Source organism: Thiobacillus sp., from assembly GCF_018780105.1.
Taxonomy (GTDB): domain Bacteria; phylum Pseudomonadota; class Gammaproteobacteria; order Burkholderiales; family Thiobacillaceae; genus Thiobacillus.
The window spans coordinates 34,642-51,180 of sequence record NZ_JADMKC010000002.1 but is presented as its reverse complement, the minus strand read 5'-3'; the positions used below and the strand labels follow the sequence as shown (position 1 = coordinate 51,180).

The window sequence follows — 16,539 nt, the reverse complement described above, 5'->3', positions numbered from 1 at the left end:
AGCAAAAATCAATATATAAAGCAACCACATGCGAGAACTTCCGAATAACTTACTAAAAAAATCGGAGCTAACGGTCTGTCTTTGCGCCCCCGGCATCGTTGCCGAGGCGCTGGAGCACTTGATGCGCGGCGACATCGCGCAGACCGAGTTTGCCGCCTGCATACGCTGCGACCCCGTGCTCGCGCTACGCCTGCGGCTGCTGCCCGCCGATTTTGCTGCCCAGCCGGATTTGCTGCGGGCAGTGCTGCTTGCTGCGCCGGTTGCGACGGGTGCGGCGCAGATGCCTTATGCGTCCAGCTGGCGGCAATCCATCAGCGTGGCGCATCTGGCGCAAGCGCTGGCCCTGCGCGCCGGCGTCGTCGATGCCGAGGCGGCCTGGACCGCGGGACTCGCCCACAACCTTGCAAATTATCTTGAACCCGGCACGCCGACCGCCAGTCCGCTCACGCCCAATCGCTCCCCGCCCGCGCATTCCGCCGATTACCTGGCTGAACTCGACCCGAATGGCTGGTTGAGCGACGCAGCGCGCTTTCACGCCGAGCCGCTGGCGCGCGGCCGCGCGGCGCATCCGCTGGTGCGCATCGTGCAACTGGCCTATCAACTGGTCGCCCGCGCCGACGCGGTGGACAGCGTGGACGTGCGCGCGGCGCTCGCCGCCTTGCAGATGGGCGCGGGCGAGGCGGCCCAGCTGCTGGCCGACACCCAGGTTCAGGTGCGCCAGCTGGCACTGCGCTTCGGCCTGCTCGACGCGGGCGCGACCAGCCATAGCGCCGGCTTCGACCGGCTGGCCCGGCTGTATGCCGGCCAAGCCGCGCAGTCGGCGTTGAACAGCCATTTTCGCCAGGCCAGCAAAGACGCCCAGCCGTTCACCCTGTTGCAGGACACGCTGCGGGCGTTGTTCGGCATCGAGCGCGCCTGTCTGTTTACCCCCGCTGCCGATGGCTACTTGCGCGCAAGCGTCTGGCTCGCGAGCGCACCCGGCCTGAGCGCCCTGGCGATACCGCTAGACGACGGCCATTCGGCGCTGCCGCGTTCGCTGGTGCGCAGCGCGCCACAGCAGTTCGAATGCGGCGCGGCGGACGGGGCGCTGGTCGACGAACAAATCGCCCGACTGCTGGGGGTGTCGCAACTGCTCTGCCAGCCGCTGCCGCTGCCCGACGGCCAGACCGGCGTGCTGGTGGCCGGCGATGCGAATCCGGGACTCGGCATGTCCCCGCTGTGGCGCTTCACCCTGGCCGAATACGCCGAGACCCTGCGCCCCCGCGCCGCGCCTGTGACAGTCGCCCCCGCAGCCATCATCCCGCCGCAAGCCGTCCCCGCCATACGGCCTGCGGCCAGCGACGACATTCCTCGCGAGCGCGCCCGCCGCGCCGTGCACGAGGTGGCCAACCCGCTCACCATCATGCGCAACTATGTCAACCTGCTGTCCGACAAGCTGGGCGCGGATTCGTCCGTGCAGCGCGACCTCAGCATCATCAGCGACGAAATCGAGCGGGTCGGGCGCATCGTGCGCGGCATCACCGCCAGCGAAGAATCCCCATCGCTCGCGCCGGTTGGCGACCTTGAACTGGTATCGGTCAACGCCATCGTGTCCGAGCTGGTGCGGATGTCGCTCGGCACCCTGTTCACGCCGAACAACGTCAGCGTGCAGATCGATCTCAATCCGGAAGTGCCGCCGCTGCCGCTGCAAAAGGACCTGCTCAAGCAGGTGCTGTTCAACCTCGCCAAAAACGCGGTGGAAGCCATGGCTGCAGGCGGCCACCTGAAATTCACCACGCGTCTGATCGAGGCCGGCGGCCAGCGCGAAATCGAAATCGAAGTGGCCGATACCGGCCCCGGGCTGCCCGCCTCGGTGGTCGACCATCTGTTCGAGCCGCTGGTCAGCGAAAAAGGCGGCGAACACGCCGGCCTCGGACTCAACATCAGCCACAGCCTGATCGAACGCATGAACGGCCAGCTCAGCTGCCAAAGCAGTCCGCAAGGCACCCATTTCTTTATCCATCTGCCCACGCTGCACAACGGGCAAACCACTCTCACGACAACGCGTTACGGGTCTATGTAACCCACGCCAGGAGAACTCAATGTCCAACAGCCCTATCGATCCTTCCCTGTCCAGTACAGTCAGCACCTTCCCGGTACGCTCCCGCCTGCTGCTGGTCGATGACGAGCCGCTGATTCTGGAAGGCCTGTCGCGCCTGCTGAGCGCCCGCAACTACGACGTGGTGACGGCCGACGGCGGACGCGCAGCCCTGGTCGCGATCGGCAAGCAGCAGTTCGACGTGATCCTGCTCGATCTCGGCATGCCGGATCTCAACGGCAACGAAGTGCTGCGCTTCATTGCCGACCGCGCCATCGACACGCCGGTGATCGTGGTGTCCGGCGAAAGCGCCATCGACGCCGCCATCCGCGCCCTGCGCGGCGGCGCGACCGACTTCGTACGCAAGCCCTACGAACCCGAAGAACTGCTGCGCCGCATCGACAACACGCTGACGCAACGCCGCCTGGAACGCGAAAACAACCACATCCTGCAGCGCCTGCAGCAGTCGGAAAAGTGGCATCGCTTCCTGGTCAACAGCTCGCCCGATTTCATCTACACCCTGGACGTCGAAGGCCGCTTCTCCTTCGTCAACGACCGCGTCGAAAGCCTGCTCGGCTACCGCCGCGAAGAACTGCTGGGCCAGCACTACAGCATGGTGGTGCACGAAGACGACTTCGCCCGCGCCGAACATATTTTCAACGAACGCCGCGCCGGCGACCGCAGCGCGCGCAACACCGAAATCCGCCTCAAGTGCAATCCCGGCATGCGCCGCCCGCGCCTGATGAACGGCCTGTGCAAATCGGTCGAGCTCACCGCCACCGGCATGTACGACGAAAAGGCCAGCGCCTTCGAACAGCGTTTCATCGGCAGCTACGGCGTCGCCAAAGACGTCACCGAACGCAAGCAGGCCGAGGAAACCGTGCACTACCAGGCCTACCACGACCTGCTGACCGGCCTGCCCAACCGCGCATTGTTCCGCGACCACCTCGGCCTCATGCTGGCGCAAGCCAAACGCAACCAGCAGCCCCTGGCCGTCCTGAGCCTCGATCTCGACCACTTCAAGGTCATCAACGATTCGCTCGGCCACACCGTCGGCGACGAACTGCTGCTCGCCGTCAGCGCGCGACTGCGCCAGTGCCTGCGCGAAGGCGACACCCTGGCGCGGCTGGGCGGCGACGAATTCGCCGTGCTGCTGCCGACCCTGGTTTCGCGCAGCGACGTCGAACACATCTGCCGCAAGATCACCCAGGTGCTGTCCAAGCCGGTGCACGTCAAAGGCCACGAAGTCTATATTTCGGTCAGCATCGGCGCCTGCGTGACCCCGGAAGACGGCGACCTCATCGACAGCCTGATCCGCCAGGCCGAAATCGCCATGTACCAGGCCAAGTCCCTCGGCCGCAGCCGCCTGCAGTTCTGGGAATCCGGCATGCAGGCGCCGTATTCGGAGCGCATGCAGATCGAGGCCGACCTGCGCCGCGCCCTGGTGCACAACGAATTCGTCATGTTCTACCAGCCCCAGGTCGACACCCTGAGCGGCGAAGTGCGCGGCTTCGAAGCCCTGCTGCGCTGGTGGCATCCGCAACGCGGCCTGCTCACGCCCGGCGAATTCATTCCGGTGGCCGAAGAAGCCGGCATCATCGTCCCGATCGGCGACTGGGTGCTCAGCCAGACCTGTGCGCAGATCGCCGCCTGGCGCGCCGCCGGCCTGCCGCCGGTGCGGCTGTCCGTCAACATCTCGGCGCGCCAGCTCGAAACCCCCGACTTCGTCGAAAACGTCATGCGCGCGCTGCAGGTGTATTCGCTCGACGGCAAGCAGCTCGAACTGGAAATCACCGAAAGCCTGCTGATGCGCGATTTCGAGGCCAACGCCATCAAGCTTGGCCGGCTGTCGGCCGCCGGCATCCGGTTGGCCATCGACGATTTCGGCACTGGCTACAGCTCGTTCAAGTATCTGTCGCGCTTCCCCATCCACACCCTTAAAATCGACCAGTCCTTCATTCAGGAACTCGACCGCGAAGAAAACGTCTCCATCGTCAACGCCATGGTTGCCATGGGGCGCGGCATGCACCTCAACGTCATCGCAGAAGGCGTGGAAAGCGAAGCGCAGCTGCTGCGCCTGCAAGAAATGCAATGCAACGAAATTCAGGGCTATTACTACAGCCCGCCGATTTCCGCCCACGAGTCTTCTGAACTGCTCAGTCGCAGCATGCGCGGCTTTGCCCATCACGACAGCCTGGCTACAGGCTGAGTACGCAGCCGCATCGAGGGTTGGAATGTAAAAAACCCCGCAAGCAAGCTTGCGGGGTTTTTTACATTTTCTGCCCAAAAGACAGGCAGTAAACAGAATGCTGGTGGCCAGTCTCGGAATCGAACCAAGGACACGCGGATTTTCAATCCGCTGCTCTACCAACTGAGCTAACTGGCCAAAAGAGGGCGCAATTTAACCGGATTGAGCCCGGCGCGTCAAGGAAAAACGGCGTGCCCAGCCAGTTTCCACGGCCGGTTCACCTGCTCACACCGCAACCGGACAGGTTTCGCCAACCCGAATGCGCACGGCACGTCCGCGTCGGGATCAACTAACATGGCTGCATGGTCGCAACGGATTCCTTCGCCAACAGCATGCAGCAAGCCACGCTCGACGCGTTACGCGTGCATGCCCCTTTCAGCGACATGACGCAGGCCGATCTGGCCTGGATGGTGGAGCGCCTGTCGCTGGTCTATTTTCCTCAGGAGATGACACTGCTGGACGCCGGCGGCGCGCCGGACGGTCTTTTCATCGTCAGGCAGGGGGCGATCGAAGCCGAGGCGCCGGGGCAGGGCGACACCCGCTTGCTACAGCTGAACGCGGGCGAGCTGTTTCCGCTGGGGGCGCTGCTGGCGGGACGGGCGGTGGCGAACCGGTATGTAGCGGCCAGCGACTGTTTCTGCTTTCGGCTGGCAACGGCCGATTTTCATGCGCTGCTCGAGCGAAGCCGGACGTTCAGCGATTTCTGCACGCGCCGTATCGCAAGCCTGCTGGAGCACTCGCAGCGAGCGGTGCAATCCGAATACGCGCTGGCGCAGGACGATGAGCGCCGCTTTTCGCGTCCGGTGCGCAGCCTGGTTCAGCAGCCGCCGCTGACCGCGGAGCCCGCGACGCGGCTGGGCGATGCGCTGGCGGCGATGGATGCCGCGCAGGTGGGCTCGGTGGTGGTGTGCGACGACGCTGGCCGGCCGCTGGGCATTCTGACTTTGAAGGATGTGTTGAGGCGGGTGACGCTGGCCGGCGTGTCGCTGGACGCGCCGATCGCTGCGGTGATGTCGGCCGCTCCGGCGACGCTGGCCAGCACGGCGACGGTGGCGGAGGCCTTGCTGCTGATGGCCCGCCACGGCATCCACCATGTGCCGCTGGTGGAAGACGGCCGGCTGATCGGGGTGATCTCGGAAAAAGATGTGTTTGCGCTGCGCCGGCTGTCGATGCAGGGCATCGGCGGGGCCATCGCGCGTGCCGGGGACCCGGCCAGCCTGCCGGCGCTGGCGCAGTCGATCGGTGCGCTGGCGCACAGCCTGCTGGCGCAGGGCATGGATGCGGAAAACCTGACGGCCATCCTGTCGGGCCTCAACGACCGCTTGACGCAGCGGGTGATCGAACTGGAAGCCCGTGCCGCGCCGCTGCCCGATGTGCCCTGGTGCTGGCTCGCGCTGGGCTCGGAAGGGCGCATGGAGCAGACCCTCGCCACCGACCAGGACAACGCGCTGATCTACCGCCACGCCACGGCGACCGAGCGTGCTGCCCTGCTGGCGTTTGCCGAACGGGTCAACCAGCGGCTGGCGGCCTGCGGGTTTCCGCTGTGCAAGGGCGGCATCATGGCCAGCAATCCGGCCTGGTGCCTGAGCGCGGAAGACTGGCGCGCCACCTTTGCCAACTGGATCCATCGCGGCGACGCGCCGGCGCTGCTGCATGCCAGCATTTTCTTCGACTTCCGGCCGCTGTACGGCACGCGTGAACTGAGCGACGAACTGCGCGCATGGCTCAACGGCAGCATCCAGAATCAGCGGCTGTTCCTCCGGCACATGGTGGAAAACGCGCTCGCCCATCGGCCGCCGCTCGGGCTGGTGCGCGATTTCGTGCTGTCGTCGGACGGCGGCGAGGCGCCCGCCCTCGACCTCAAACTCAATGGCATCACACCGTTTGTCGATGCCGCACGGATTTTCGCGCTGTACGCCGGTGTCGACGCAACCGGCACGGCCGCCCGGCTGCGGGCGGCGGCGCAGCGCTGGAACCTCGCGGCGGACACAGTGGAATCCTGGGTGGCGGCGTTTCATTTCATCCAGTTGCTGCGCCTGCGCCACCAGCACGCGCAGCAAACCCGGGGAGAGGCCGTCGGCAACCGCATCGACCCCGATGCGCTCAATGCACTGGATCGCCGCATCCTGAAAGAGGCTTTCCGGCAGGGCCGCAAACTGCAGGGCGTGATGGAACGCTATTTCGAGTTCTGAGTCCGCCACATCGCGCGGGATCGGGCACTGGGTGCTTTGTACCTACTCCGCATACGGTTTTTGGGCTAAGGTGCGAAATCCCGCCCTGGCAGGATCGGGGCGTGGACCGATAACAACACCTATCAACCAGCCAGGAGGCTTCCCATGTCAAGCGCACAACCGGATTGGGCCGCGATCGATCAGGATCCGCGGTTTCAGGCACTGCACAAGAAGAAAACCACGTTCCTGTGGGGACTGATGCTGTTTTCCACCGCCTATTACTTTTTGCTGCCGGTGGGCGCGGCCTACTTCCAGGATCTGTTCAAAATCAAGGTGTGGGGCCCGGTCAACGTGGGCATTCTGTTCGCCCTGTCCGAATTCATCGTGGCCTGGACCATCGCCGGGATTTACGCCCGCCGCGCCAATCGCGAATACGACGCCATGGCTGCAGAAATCGTGCGCGATGCCCGCTCGATCGGAGGTGCAGAATGATCCGCCGCACGCCGTCCCTGATCGCGGGCGCTGCGGCGCTGCTGTCTTCCGGTATCGCCTGTGCCAGCACCGGCGCAGTGGCCGACGAGTACAAGTGGATGACCTTCGCGGTGTTCGGCGCCATCATCGCCATCACCATGTACATCACCTTCTGGGCAGCCAAACAGACGCATACGACGTCGGAGTTCTACGCGGCCGGACGTTCGGTGACCGGCCTGCAGAATGGCTGGGCGATTGCGGGCGATTACCTCTCCGCAGCGTCCTTCCTCGGCATTGCCGGCCTGATTTCGCTGTACGGCTACGACGGCTTCATGTACTCGGTCGGCTGGCTGGTGGCCTACATCACCGTGCTGCTGGTGATCGCCGAGCCGTGCCGCAACATCGGCAAATACACGCTGGGCGACATCCTCGCCTTCCGCAACCACCCGAAGGCCTCCAAGACGGTGGCCGCGCTGTCCACCATCACCGTGTCGACCTTTTACCTGACCGCGCAAATGGTCGGTGGCGGCGTGCTGATCAAGACGCTGATCGGCATCGACTACTACATTTCAGTGATCGGGGTCGGCGTGCTGATGCTGGCCTATGTGGTGTTCGGCGGCATGAAGGCCACCACCTGGGTGCAGATCATCAAGGCCGTGCTGCTGGTCACCGCCTCCATCCTGCTGGTGCTGCTGACCTGGAGCCAGTATGGCTTTTCGCTGCCCGGCTTCCTGCAGGCGGTGGTCGATGATCCCAAGGTGCAGGCGCAGGTCGCCAAGCTGGTCGGCGATGCCGCCACCACGATGACGCCGCAGGAACTCGGCCAGCGCTTCCTCGAACCCGGCCTGTTCCTCAAGAGCCCGATCGACCAGATCTCGCTCGGCATGGCGCTGGTGCTGGGGACCGCCGGCATGCCGCACATCCTGATGCGCTTCTTCACCGTGCCGACAGCGCAGGCTGCGCGTACCTCGGTGCTGTGGGCGATGGGCATCATCGGCGGCTTCTACGTGCTGACCCTGTTCCTCGGCATGGGCGCGGCGATCAACGTCGGCTCCGGCGTCATTTCGAATATGGACCCGGGCGGCAACATGGCCGCCCCCCTGCTGGCGCAATACGCTGGCGGCGGCGCCGATTCGGTGCTGGGCAACCTGTTCCTCGCCTTCGTGGCGGCGGTGGCCTTCGCCACCATCGTTGCCGTGGTGGCCGGCCTGGTGCTGGCGGCAGCGTCGGCGATGGCGCACGACATTTATGTCGGCGTCATCAAGGGCGACCATGCCTCGCCGCAGGAGCAGGTGATTGCCGCGCGGGTGTCGTCCGTCATTGTCGGGGTGCTCGCGATCATCGTCGGTATTGCCGCCGAGGGGCAGAACGTGGCCCACCTGGTGGCGCTGGCGTTTGCGGTGGCGGCATCGAGCAACCTGCCGGCGGTGTTCCTCACACTGTACTGGAAGCGCGCCAACACCTACGGCATCGTGCTGGGCATGCTGGTAGGCGCGATTTCCGCCATCGCGCTGGTGCTGGTGTCGCCCAACATGACTTACCCCAAGACCGCGATCAAGGACGCCCAGAAGGTGCTGCAGGGCGAACCGGCGCAGCCTGCCAAACCGGCGGTGGCGGCGGTCGAGGCCAGCAGCTTTGCGTGCGAACTGTTTGCGCTGGACGGCTGCGTCAAGTCCGAACCGGCCAAGCCTGCCGCACTGGAAAAACCGGCCAAACCGGGCGCGCCGGAGAAGCTGGCAAGCCTGCAGGCGTCATTGCCAAGCCTGACCGACACCCAGGCGATCGAAGCGGCGCAGAAGGACATCGCCAAGCTGGAGAAGGACATCGCCAAGGCCGAAGGGACGCTGAAGAAAATGGAAGGCCAGACCACCAGCATGGCGGGGCTGGAGAAGCCGTTCTTCCTGTTGAAGAACCCCGGCCTCATTTCCATCCCGCTGGGTTTCCTGATGGTGATCCTCGGCTCGCTGCTGTTCCGCGACAAGCGCGCGGAAGAAATGTGGGAAGAGCTCTACGTGCGCCAGAACACCGGCATCAACGCGGAGGCCGCCAGCGCCCATTAAACAGACTTGTTGCCTGATTCAGCCCCCGGGGTCACAGCCGGGGGCTTTTTCATGCCCGACCGTCAGCTTTGAGATGAACGGAACCAGTGCGCCTGGCGGCTGAAACGGTCGAGCTGCCGCAGCCGGGTGAGTTTGTGCGCGCGCGCGGCCGGCAGCAGCGCCAGCCACAGCTGTGCGGTGGCGTAGGCATCGGACAAGGCGCCGTGGCGCTGATAAACCGGAATTCGGAAATGGGCGAGCCAGTCGTCCAGCGGCCGGTCGAAGCCCGGCCCGTCCTTCACCAGCAGCGGCGCCAGCACCGCCAGATCGAGCCAGGTCGCCCGCTCTTTCAAACCCAGACAGGCTTCGCTCGCGCGTGCCAGCGCCATCCGGTCGAACGCCGCATGGTAGGCCAGCCGTGGCTGGCCACCGGCAAACGACAGCCAGTCCAGCAGGGCCGCAGCCGGTTCCTGCGCGTTGAGTTGCTGCCCGGTGGTGATGCCGTGCAGCAGGATATTGTCGGTCGCAGTTGCCTCGCGCTGCCGCAGGTACACCTCGCAACTGGGTACCATGTCGATGGCCAGGCCGGCCACCCGGACCGCGCCGATCGCCAGCAGCGGATCGGCACGCGGGTCGAGGCCGCCGGTTTCGACGTCGACCACCACCCAGCTGCCGTCCAGCGCCTGATCGCGGACTGGCTCAAGCGCGAGCGCGTTGCAGCGCGCGGCAAGCGCGGGCGGCAAGACGGGGCGAGGACGGGAAAAGAGCCAGATCACGATGGACACACCCGGAACGGATGGCAGGATGATAGCGGAGCGCCCATGAAAAAGCCCCGCCGAAGCGGGGCTTAGGGGCCGCTGAACACCCTCGCGGGTATCCACTACGGAACCGGCAAACTTACATCATGCCGCCCATGCCACCCATACCGCCCATGTCGCCGCCGCCCATCGGAGCGCTTTGCTTGTCATCCGGCAGGTCCGAAACCATGCAGTCGGTGGTCAGCATCAGACCGGCGATCGACGCGGCGTTCTGCAGCGCGGTGCGGGTCACCTTGGTGGGGTCGAGCACGCCCATCGCCACCATGTCGCCGTACTCGCTGGTGCCGGCGTTGTAGCCGTAGTTGCCGGTGCCTTCCAGCACTTTGTTGACGACGACTGAAGGCTCTTCGCCGCAGTTCTTGACGATCTGGCGCAGCGGCTCTTCGATGGCGCGCAGCACGATTTTCACGCCGGCGTCCTGGTCGTGGTTGTCGCCCTTGATTGCAGCAGCGGCAGCCTTGGCGCGCAGCAGTGCAACGCCGCCGCCGGGAACGATGCCTTCTTCAACGGCAGCACGGGTGGCGTGCAGCGCGTCTTCGACACGGGCTTTCTTCTCTTTCATTTCGACTTCGGTGGCTGCGCCAACCTTGATCACTGCGACGCCGCCAGCCAGTTTGGCCTTGCGCTCCTGCAGCTTCTCGCGGTCGTAATCGCTGCTGACTTCGTCGATCTGCTTGTTGATCTGGGCGATACGGCCCTTGATCATGTCGGCGTTGCCGGCGCCATCGATGACGATGGTGTTTTCCTTGCCGACTTCGATGCGCTTGGCGCGACCCAGGTCCTGCAGGGTGGCTTTTTCCAGCGACAGGCCGACTTCTTCGGCGATCACGGTGCCGCCGGTGAGGATGGCCATGTCTTCCAGCATCGCCTTGCGACGGTCGCCGAAGCCCGGTGCCTTGACGGCGCAGGTCTTGAGGATGCCGCGGATGTTGTTGACCACCAGGGTGGCGAGCGCTTCGCCGTCGACGTCTTCAGCGACGATCATCAGCGGCTTGCCGGCCTTGGCGACTTGCTCCAGTACGGGCAGCAGGTCGCGGATGTTGGAGATCTTCTTGTCGAACAGCAGGATGAAGGGATCTTCCAGCAGCGCCATCTGCTTGTCGGGGTTGTTGATGAAGTAGGGGCTGAGGTAGCCGCGGTCGAACTGCATGCCTTCGACGACGTCGAGTTCGTTTTCCAGACCCGAGCTGTCTTCAACGGTGATGACGCCTTCCTTGCCGACCTTGTCCATCGCACCGGCGATGATGTCGCCGATCGAGGAATCGGAGTTGGCCGAGATCGAGCCGACCTGGGCGATTTCCTTGCTGCTGGTGCAGGGCACCGACATTTTCTTCAGTTCGGCGACGATGGCGATGACGGCCTTGTCGATGCCGCGCTTGAGGTCCATCGGGTTCATGCCGGCGGCGACGAACTTCATGCCTTCGTTGACGATGGACTGGGCCAGCACGGTGGCGGTGGTGGTGCCGTCACCGGCGATGTCGGAGGTCTTGGAAGCAACTTCCTTGACCATCTGCGCGCCCATGTTCTCGAGCTTGTCCTTCAGTTCGATTTCCTTGGCGACCGACACACCGTCCTTGGTCACGGTCGGTGCGCCGTAGGAACGGTCCAGCACCACGTTGCGGCCTTTCGGGCCCAGGGTCACTTTTACGGCATCAGCCAGAATGTTGACGCCTGCCACCATGCGGTGACGGGCGGAATCGCCAAAACGTACGTCTTTTGCAGCCATGTTTTACTCCTGAATTTGAATGAGATTGGGTCGTGTTGCGAGCACTTGCTTGCGTTGAAGCGATTACTTCTCGACCACACCCATGATGTCTTCTTCGCGCATCACCAGCAGCTCGTCGCCTTCGACCTTGACGGTCTGGCCGGCGTATTTGCCGAACAGCACGCGGTCGCCGACTTTCACATCCAGCGGAATGATCTTGCCCTGGTCGTCTTTCTTGCCCGTGCCCACGGCGATGATTTCGCCCTGGTCGGGCTTTTCGGTGGCGGAATCGGGGATCACGATGCCGGAAGCGGTCTTGCGCTCTTCTTCCATGCGTTTGACAATCACTCGGTCGTGCAGAGGACGGATTTTCATTACAAAGTCTCCATTGCGTTGCGTAACGGGCGGGGAATAGCCGCCGACAAAAAGATAGCGGCGAGTGAGCTGTGTTAGCACTCATCGCCGGCGAGTGCTAATAGTAGGGGCGCAAGATGACAATTTCAAGGGCGGAGACGATTTAAATGCCGGAGCGCACGCAGAATGTTGGGGCGGATGACTGGGTCGCACGCAGCCGCGCGGCCGTCTGGCACCCCTGTACCCAGATGAAGCAACTGGAAGCCGTGCCGCCGCTGGCGATCGCGCGCGGCGAAGGGCCGTGGCTGATCGACACCGACGGGCGGCGCTATTTCGACGCCATTTCGAGCTGGTGGGTGAATCTGTTCGGCCACTGCAACCCACGCATCAACGCCGCGATCACCGACCAGCTCGGCAAAATCGAGCATGTGATGCTGGCGGGCGCGACCCATGCGCCGGTGGTGGAGTTGTCGGAACGGCTGGGCAAACTCACCGGGCTCGGCCACGCGTTCTACGGCTCGGACGGTGCATCGGCCACCGAAATCGCGTTGAAAATGAGCGCTCACTTCTGGCGCAACGCAGGCCAGGCGGAAAAGAACGGCTTCATCAGCCTGCAGAACGGCTACCACGGCGAAACCGTCGGCGCGCTGTCGGTGACCGACATTCCGCTGTTCAAGGACACCTACGCGCCGCTGTTGCGCCACAGTGTCCAGGTGCCTACTCCGGATGCGCGCCTGGCCGAACCCGGCGAAACAGCCGAAGCCTTCGCCCTGCGCTGTGCCGACGCGCTGGAAGCGCATCTGGCCGAACACGCCGCCACCACCGCCGCGTTCATCGTCGAACCGCTGGTGCAGGGTGCGGCGGGGATGGCGATGTATCACCCGGTTTATCTCACCCGGGCCCGGGAATTATGCGATCAGTACCAGGTGCATCTGATCGCCGACGAGATCGCGGTGGGTTTCGGCCGCACCGGCACGCTGTTCGCCTGCGAACAAGCCGGGATCAAACCGGACTTCATCTGTCTGTCGAAAGGCATCACCGGGGGCTATCTGCCCTTGTCGGCGGTGCTGACCACCGATGCGGTCTACGCCATGTTCTACGGCGACGCCACCGCGCGCGGCTTCCTGCATTCGCATTCCTACACCGGCAATCCGCTCGCCTGCCGGGCGGCGCTGGCGGTGCTGGACATCTTTGAATCCGACGCAGTCATTGCCGCCAACCGCAGCAAGGCGGCTGAGTTCACCAAGCTTCTGGCGGAAGTGGCCGCTCACCCACGGGTGCGCCATTTTCGCCATCGCGGGATGATCTGGGCGTTCGATGTCGCAGATGCCACGCCCGGATTCGCCACCCGCTTCCACCTGCAGGCGCTGGCGCAGGGAGTGTTCATCCGCCCGATCGGCCACACCGTGTACGTGATGCCGCCGTACGTAAGTACAGCGGACGAGATGGCGATGCTGGCCGCAGCGATCCTGCTGGCCCTGTCGGCGTAGCGCCCGCGCTTACAGCGGAATCGCCAGCCAGACGCTGGCGCCGCCGCCGACGCGCGACTTGACGGCGATGTTCCAGCCTTGCGTGGTGGCGAGCTGGCGCGCGATGGCCAGACCCAGGCCGCTGCCGCCGGTGGCGCGGTTGCGCGAGGGGTCGAGGCGGAAGAAGGGACGGAACACCGCTTCGCGCTGCGCGGCGGGGATACCGGGGCCGCGGTCGCGCACGCCGATCAGCAGCCCCCACGAATAGCGCCGCCGCACCAGTTCCAGCCGCCCGGGACCGGCATAGCGCAGCGCGTTGTCCAGCAGGTTGGCGAGGATACGCTTGAGCGCCAGCGCGGCGATCTCGGCATGGCACGCTGGCGGATCGGCACGCAGCCGGGTGTGTCCGGGCGACTGTGCTTCCGCCGCCTCGATCAGCTCGGCCAGCAAGGTGTCGATGTCGGTGGCTTGCGCCACCTCGCGCTCCTCGGCGCGGGCGAGCTCCAGTTGCGCGCCGATGAGGGCTTCCATTTCCGCGACGTCGCGTTCCATCCGCGCGATCAGGGGCGAGGCGCAAGCGTCGTCGAGCATGCCCAGCGCCATCTTGATGCGGCCGAGCGGGCTGCGCAGGTCGTGCGACACGCCGGCCAGCAGGGTGCTCTGATTCTCGCGACGCGCCGCGAGCTGGCTGGCCGTCTGGTTGAAAATCTGCGCCAGCCCGGCCAGCTCGCGTTCGCCCGACTCCGGCAGCCGCGGCGGGCGCTCACCGCTGCCGATCTGGCGGGCGGCTTCCGCCAGCCGCGCGACCGGCGCGGTGATCCGCCGCGCGAGCAGCCAGGCCAGCACCAGGGTCACCAGCAGGCCGGCGGCAAAACTCCAGGCCAGCGCGTAAGCGGGGCGCTGCGGCAGCAAGTCCCGGGAAAAGCTGAAACGCAGCACCCGGTTTGCCATCGGGATATCCGCATGGAAAACCCCATCCGCTGTTTCTGACACGCGAAGCGTGGATGCGGAATCAAGTCGGACAGCGAGTGCCGCCCGCAGGAAATTGAGATAGGGGTGATGCCCAGCCTCGTCGCCGGCAGACACGGGGGCCTCGGTCAGATCCAGGCCATGGCTCAATTTAAGCTCCGCTTCGAAATCCGGGCGTGTGGCAGCGGGCAGTTCCACCCAGGTGCGCGCGGACAGCACCAGCAGGGCGGCCAGATCGTCGGCAGATCGATGTGCCAGCGGCAGCAGGATATTGAAGAAGATCGCCGTGCCCGAGGCGAGCTGAAACACGATCAGGCCCGCCGCGACGGTCAGCGCGGTGCGGCGAAACAGCGAGCTGCGCAGTTTCTCGCCGAACCGCGTCACGCCGCGACCTCGCCGCGCGGCGAGAACAGATAGCCCTCGCCCCAGATGGTGCGCAGGTAGACCGGCGCCTCGGGATTGGGCTCGATCTTGCGGCGCAGGCGCGTCACCCGCACGTCGACGCTGCGATCGAACGGCGCGCGTTCGTAACCCTTGACCAGGGTGATGAGATGGTCGCGCGTCAGCACCTGGTTGGGGTGTTCGAGGAAAATTCGCAGCAGGGTGAACTCACCCGAAGTCAGGCTTATTTCGCTGCCATCGCGCGTCAGGACATGGCTGGCAAGGTCCAGACGAAACGGACCGAAGGCGAGCGCGTCGGTGTCGGCCTCTTTGGCTTCGGCTCTGCCGCTGCCGCGCCGCAGCACGGCGCGCACGCGGGCAAGCAGTTCACGCGGACCGAAGGGCTTGGCCAGATAGTCGTCGGCGCCCACTTCCAGCCCCACCACCCGATCCACCTCTTCACCGCGCGCGGACACGATGATGACCGGCGGCCCGCCATCGGCACGCAGCCATTTGAGCAGGCTCAGGCCATCCTCGCCCGGCAACATCAGATCGAGCACCACCAGATCGGGCACGTGCGCCGCCATGCTGGCCCGAAATGCAACGCCGTCGCCCACGCCCTCCACCTGATAACCGCTGCTGCCGAGATAAGACGTCACCAACTCGCGCAGTTCAGCATCGTCGTCCACCATCAGTATCCGTTGCGTCGCGTTTTCGCTCATGTGCCTCCACTCCACTGCGCCGGGATACGGCAGCATGACGCCATCTTACCGGCAAGCATTCTGCGACTGACCGCCGCGAAACAACCTGTAACAAGCTGTAGCGTATGCGAAAGAACCCGGAAACCCCTGCCCGGGATACTGCGTCCACTGCCAGCGGAAACGAATCCTTGGTGGTCATTACCACTCATCCATTCACAAGCTAAGGAACAGAATCATGACGCAATCCAAATCAAAATCCACGATAGCCGTTTTTGCCGCCCTCATCGCACTTGGCGCGACAGTTGATGCTCAAGCCGGCGGTAAAGGCGGCGGCATGGGTGGGGGCCAGGGCGGTGGCATGGGACAAATGCACAGCCAAGGCTCGGCCCAGATGGGCGGCATAGGCGGCCAAGGCCTGAGCCAGCACAGCGGCCAGGGCATGTATCAACAGCAACGCGGCCAGGGCAGCGGCGAGATGACGCGCGAGCGCACCCGGACACGTGAGCAGACCCAGACCCAAACACGCACGCAGTCGCAGAGCCGCACGCCGGACATGCAGCAAGACATGGCACAACGCCGCGCGATGAACCAGGAGCAGTATCAGACCCGGCAAACCGTGCAAGCCGACGGCATGATGGCCGCGCAATAAGCCTGGTATCCAGCGTGGCCGGTGGGCATGCCTGCCGGCCACGGCTATCTGATCGTGAAACAACCTGTAACACCTGCGAAAACATCAGGAAGCACCTGTGCCGGATACTTTAACTATTGCAACGGATCGAAACGCCATGTGGCTCCAGTCCAGACCCTCTTTCTTGTTGGCTTCCCTGCTGTTCGTCACAGCGGTTCAGGCTGCGCCCAAGGAACCACCCGCGCCGGGCAAAGGTCCGGTCGTGTCTGCGCCCGCTGCCAAACCGCAGCTGCGCGGAAACACCAAGGTGAAGGGCAGCGGGAGCCGCTACGGCGTCGGCTACGAGGCCCGCCATGGGATCGATGCTGCGGGGGCTCGAAGCGAGCGGGTCGATCGCGTGGAACGTCTTGAGCGCCCCGAACGTATTGAACGGCCGGAGCGCATCGAGCGTGATGATCGTGGACGTTGAACCATCACTGGGCTTTCAAGCACTCTGTTTTTTATCCTG

13 protein-coding genes and 1 tRNA gene are annotated in these 16,539 nt (G+C 64.8%); 8 read left to right on the top strand and 6 right to left on the bottom strand.

Features of this window, described 5'->3' with window-relative positions:
* Nucleotides 1–121: 121 nt before the first annotated feature.
* Together IV098_RS00725 and IV098_RS00720 are read left to right on the top strand one after the other, a co-directional pair.
* Complete coding sequence (locus tag IV098_RS00725) at nt 122–2,062, top strand: ATP-binding protein (protein WP_296885447.1); 1,941 nt, start codon at nt 122–124, stop codon at nt 2,060–2,062.
* Nucleotides 2,063–2,081: 19 nt separating this feature from the next.
* Complete coding sequence (locus tag IV098_RS00720; RefSeq protein ID WP_296885446.1) at nt 2,082–4,286, top strand: EAL domain-containing protein; 2,205 nt, start codon at nt 2,082–2,084, stop codon at nt 4,284–4,286.
* Between the two features lie 101 nt (nt 4,287–4,387).
* Here IV098_RS00720 and IV098_RS00715 read toward each other — a convergent pair.
* Nucleotides 4,388–4,463: transfer RNA gene (locus IV098_RS00715), tRNA-Phe, on the bottom strand.
* Nucleotides 4,464–4,627: 164 nt separating this feature from the next.
* Here IV098_RS00715 and IV098_RS00710 point away from each other — a divergent pair.
* The 3 genes from IV098_RS00710 (at nt 4,628) to IV098_RS00700 (ending at nt 9,027) form a co-directional block, all read left to right on the top strand.
* On the top strand, nt 4,628–6,517 hold the full coding sequence (locus tag IV098_RS00710) for a DUF294 nucleotidyltransferase-like domain-containing protein (protein WP_296885444.1): 1,890 nt from the start codon (nt 4,628–4,630) through the stop codon (nt 6,515–6,517).
* 144 nt (nt 6,518–6,661) lie between these two features.
* Entirely contained in the window at nt 6,662–6,988 is a 327-nt protein-coding gene (locus tag IV098_RS00705) for a DUF485 domain-containing protein (RefSeq protein ID WP_296885442.1), read from the top strand.
* Nucleotides 6,985–9,027, top strand: a complete 2,043-nt coding sequence (locus tag IV098_RS00700) for a cation acetate symporter (RefSeq protein WP_296885440.1) — start codon at nt 6,985–6,987, stop codon at nt 9,025–9,027. The genes IV098_RS00705 and IV098_RS00700 overlap by 4 nt, the downstream gene beginning before the upstream one ends.
* A 62-nt stretch (nt 9,028–9,089) precedes the next feature.
* Here the strand turns inward: IV098_RS00700 and IV098_RS00695 are convergent, their stop codons facing one another.
* The 3 genes from IV098_RS00695 to groES form a co-directional block, all read right to left on the bottom strand.
* A complete protein-coding gene (locus tag IV098_RS00695; protein ID WP_296885438.1) occupies nt 9,090–9,782 on the bottom strand; it encodes a 3'-5' exonuclease in 693 nt (230 codons plus the stop codon).
* A gap of 121 nt (nt 9,783–9,903) precedes the next feature.
* A complete protein-coding gene (gene groL, locus IV098_RS00690; RefSeq protein WP_296885435.1) occupies nt 9,904–11,550 on the bottom strand; it encodes a chaperonin GroEL in 1,647 nt (548 codons plus the stop codon).
* A 63-nt stretch (nt 11,551–11,613) separates the two neighbouring features.
* Nucleotides 11,614–11,904, bottom strand: a complete 291-nt coding sequence (gene groES / locus IV098_RS00685) for a co-chaperone GroES (protein WP_296885433.1) — start codon at nt 11,902–11,904, stop codon at nt 11,614–11,616.
* Between the two features lie 146 nt (nt 11,905–12,050).
* Here groES and bioA point away from each other — a divergent pair, with 146 nt between their 5' ends.
* Nucleotides 12,051–13,373, top strand: coding sequence for an adenosylmethionine--8-amino-7-oxononanoate transaminase (gene bioA / locus IV098_RS00680; protein WP_296885431.1), 1,323 nt, complete (start codon nt 12,051–12,053; stop codon nt 13,371–13,373).
* Between the two features lie 9 nt (nt 13,374–13,382).
* Here the strand turns inward: bioA and IV098_RS00675 are convergent, their stop codons facing one another.
* Complete coding sequence (locus IV098_RS00675) at nt 13,383–14,705, bottom strand: ATP-binding protein (RefSeq protein ID WP_296885430.1); 1,323 nt, start codon at nt 14,703–14,705, stop codon at nt 13,383–13,385.
* Nucleotides 14,702–15,424, bottom strand: a complete 723-nt coding sequence (locus tag IV098_RS00670) for a response regulator (protein WP_296885428.1) — start codon at nt 15,422–15,424, stop codon at nt 14,702–14,704. The genes IV098_RS00675 and IV098_RS00670 overlap by 4 nt, the downstream gene beginning before the upstream one ends.
* Before the next feature lie 214 nt (nt 15,425–15,638).
* On the opposite strand from IV098_RS00670, the gene IV098_RS00665 reads away from it, so the two are divergent.
* A complete protein-coding gene (locus IV098_RS00665; protein ID WP_296885426.1) occupies nt 15,639–16,052 on the top strand; it encodes a hypothetical protein in 414 nt (137 codons plus the stop codon).
* 136 nt (nt 16,053–16,188) lie between these two features.
* On the top strand, nt 16,189–16,500 hold the full coding sequence (locus IV098_RS00660; protein WP_296885424.1) for a hypothetical protein: 312 nt from the start codon (nt 16,189–16,191) through the stop codon (nt 16,498–16,500).
* The last annotated feature ends 39 nt before the right edge of the window (nt 16,501–16,539 follow it).

Bases quoted from the DNA above. Each gene is read 5' to 3' on its own strand.
- groL (WP_296885435.1), bottom strand. From the start codon at position 11,550: ATGGCTGCAAAAGACGTACGTTTTGGCGATTCCGCCCGTCACCGCATG.
- IV098_RS00670 (WP_296885428.1), bottom strand. From the start codon at position 15,424: ATGAGCGAAAACGCGACGCAACGGATACTGATGGTGGACGACGATGCT.
- bioA (WP_296885431.1), top strand. From the start codon at position 12,051: ATGCCGGAGCGCACGCAGAATGTTGGGGCGGATGACTGGGTCGCACGC.
- IV098_RS00720 (WP_296885446.1), top strand. From the start codon at position 2,082: ATGTCCAACAGCCCTATCGATCCTTCCCTGTCCAGTACAGTCAGCACC.
- IV098_RS00665 (WP_296885426.1), top strand. From the start codon at position 15,639: ATGACGCAATCCAAATCAAAATCCACGATAGCCGTTTTTGCCGCCCTC.
- IV098_RS00660 (WP_296885424.1), top strand. From the start codon at position 16,189: ATGTGGCTCCAGTCCAGACCCTCTTTCTTGTTGGCTTCCCTGCTGTTC.
- IV098_RS00705 (WP_296885442.1), top strand. From the start codon at position 6,662: ATGTCAAGCGCACAACCGGATTGGGCCGCGATCGATCAGGATCCGCGG.
- IV098_RS00725 (WP_296885447.1), top strand. From the start codon at position 122: ATGCGCGGCGACATCGCGCAGACCGAGTTTGCCGCCTGCATACGCTGC.
- groES (WP_296885433.1), bottom strand. From the start codon at position 11,904: ATGAAAATCCGTCCTCTGCACGACCGAGTGATTGTCAAACGCATGGAA.
- IV098_RS00700 (WP_296885440.1), top strand. From the start codon at position 6,985: ATGATCCGCCGCACGCCGTCCCTGATCGCGGGCGCTGCGGCGCTGCTG.
- IV098_RS00710 (WP_296885444.1), top strand. From the start codon at position 4,628: ATGGTCGCAACGGATTCCTTCGCCAACAGCATGCAGCAAGCCACGCTC.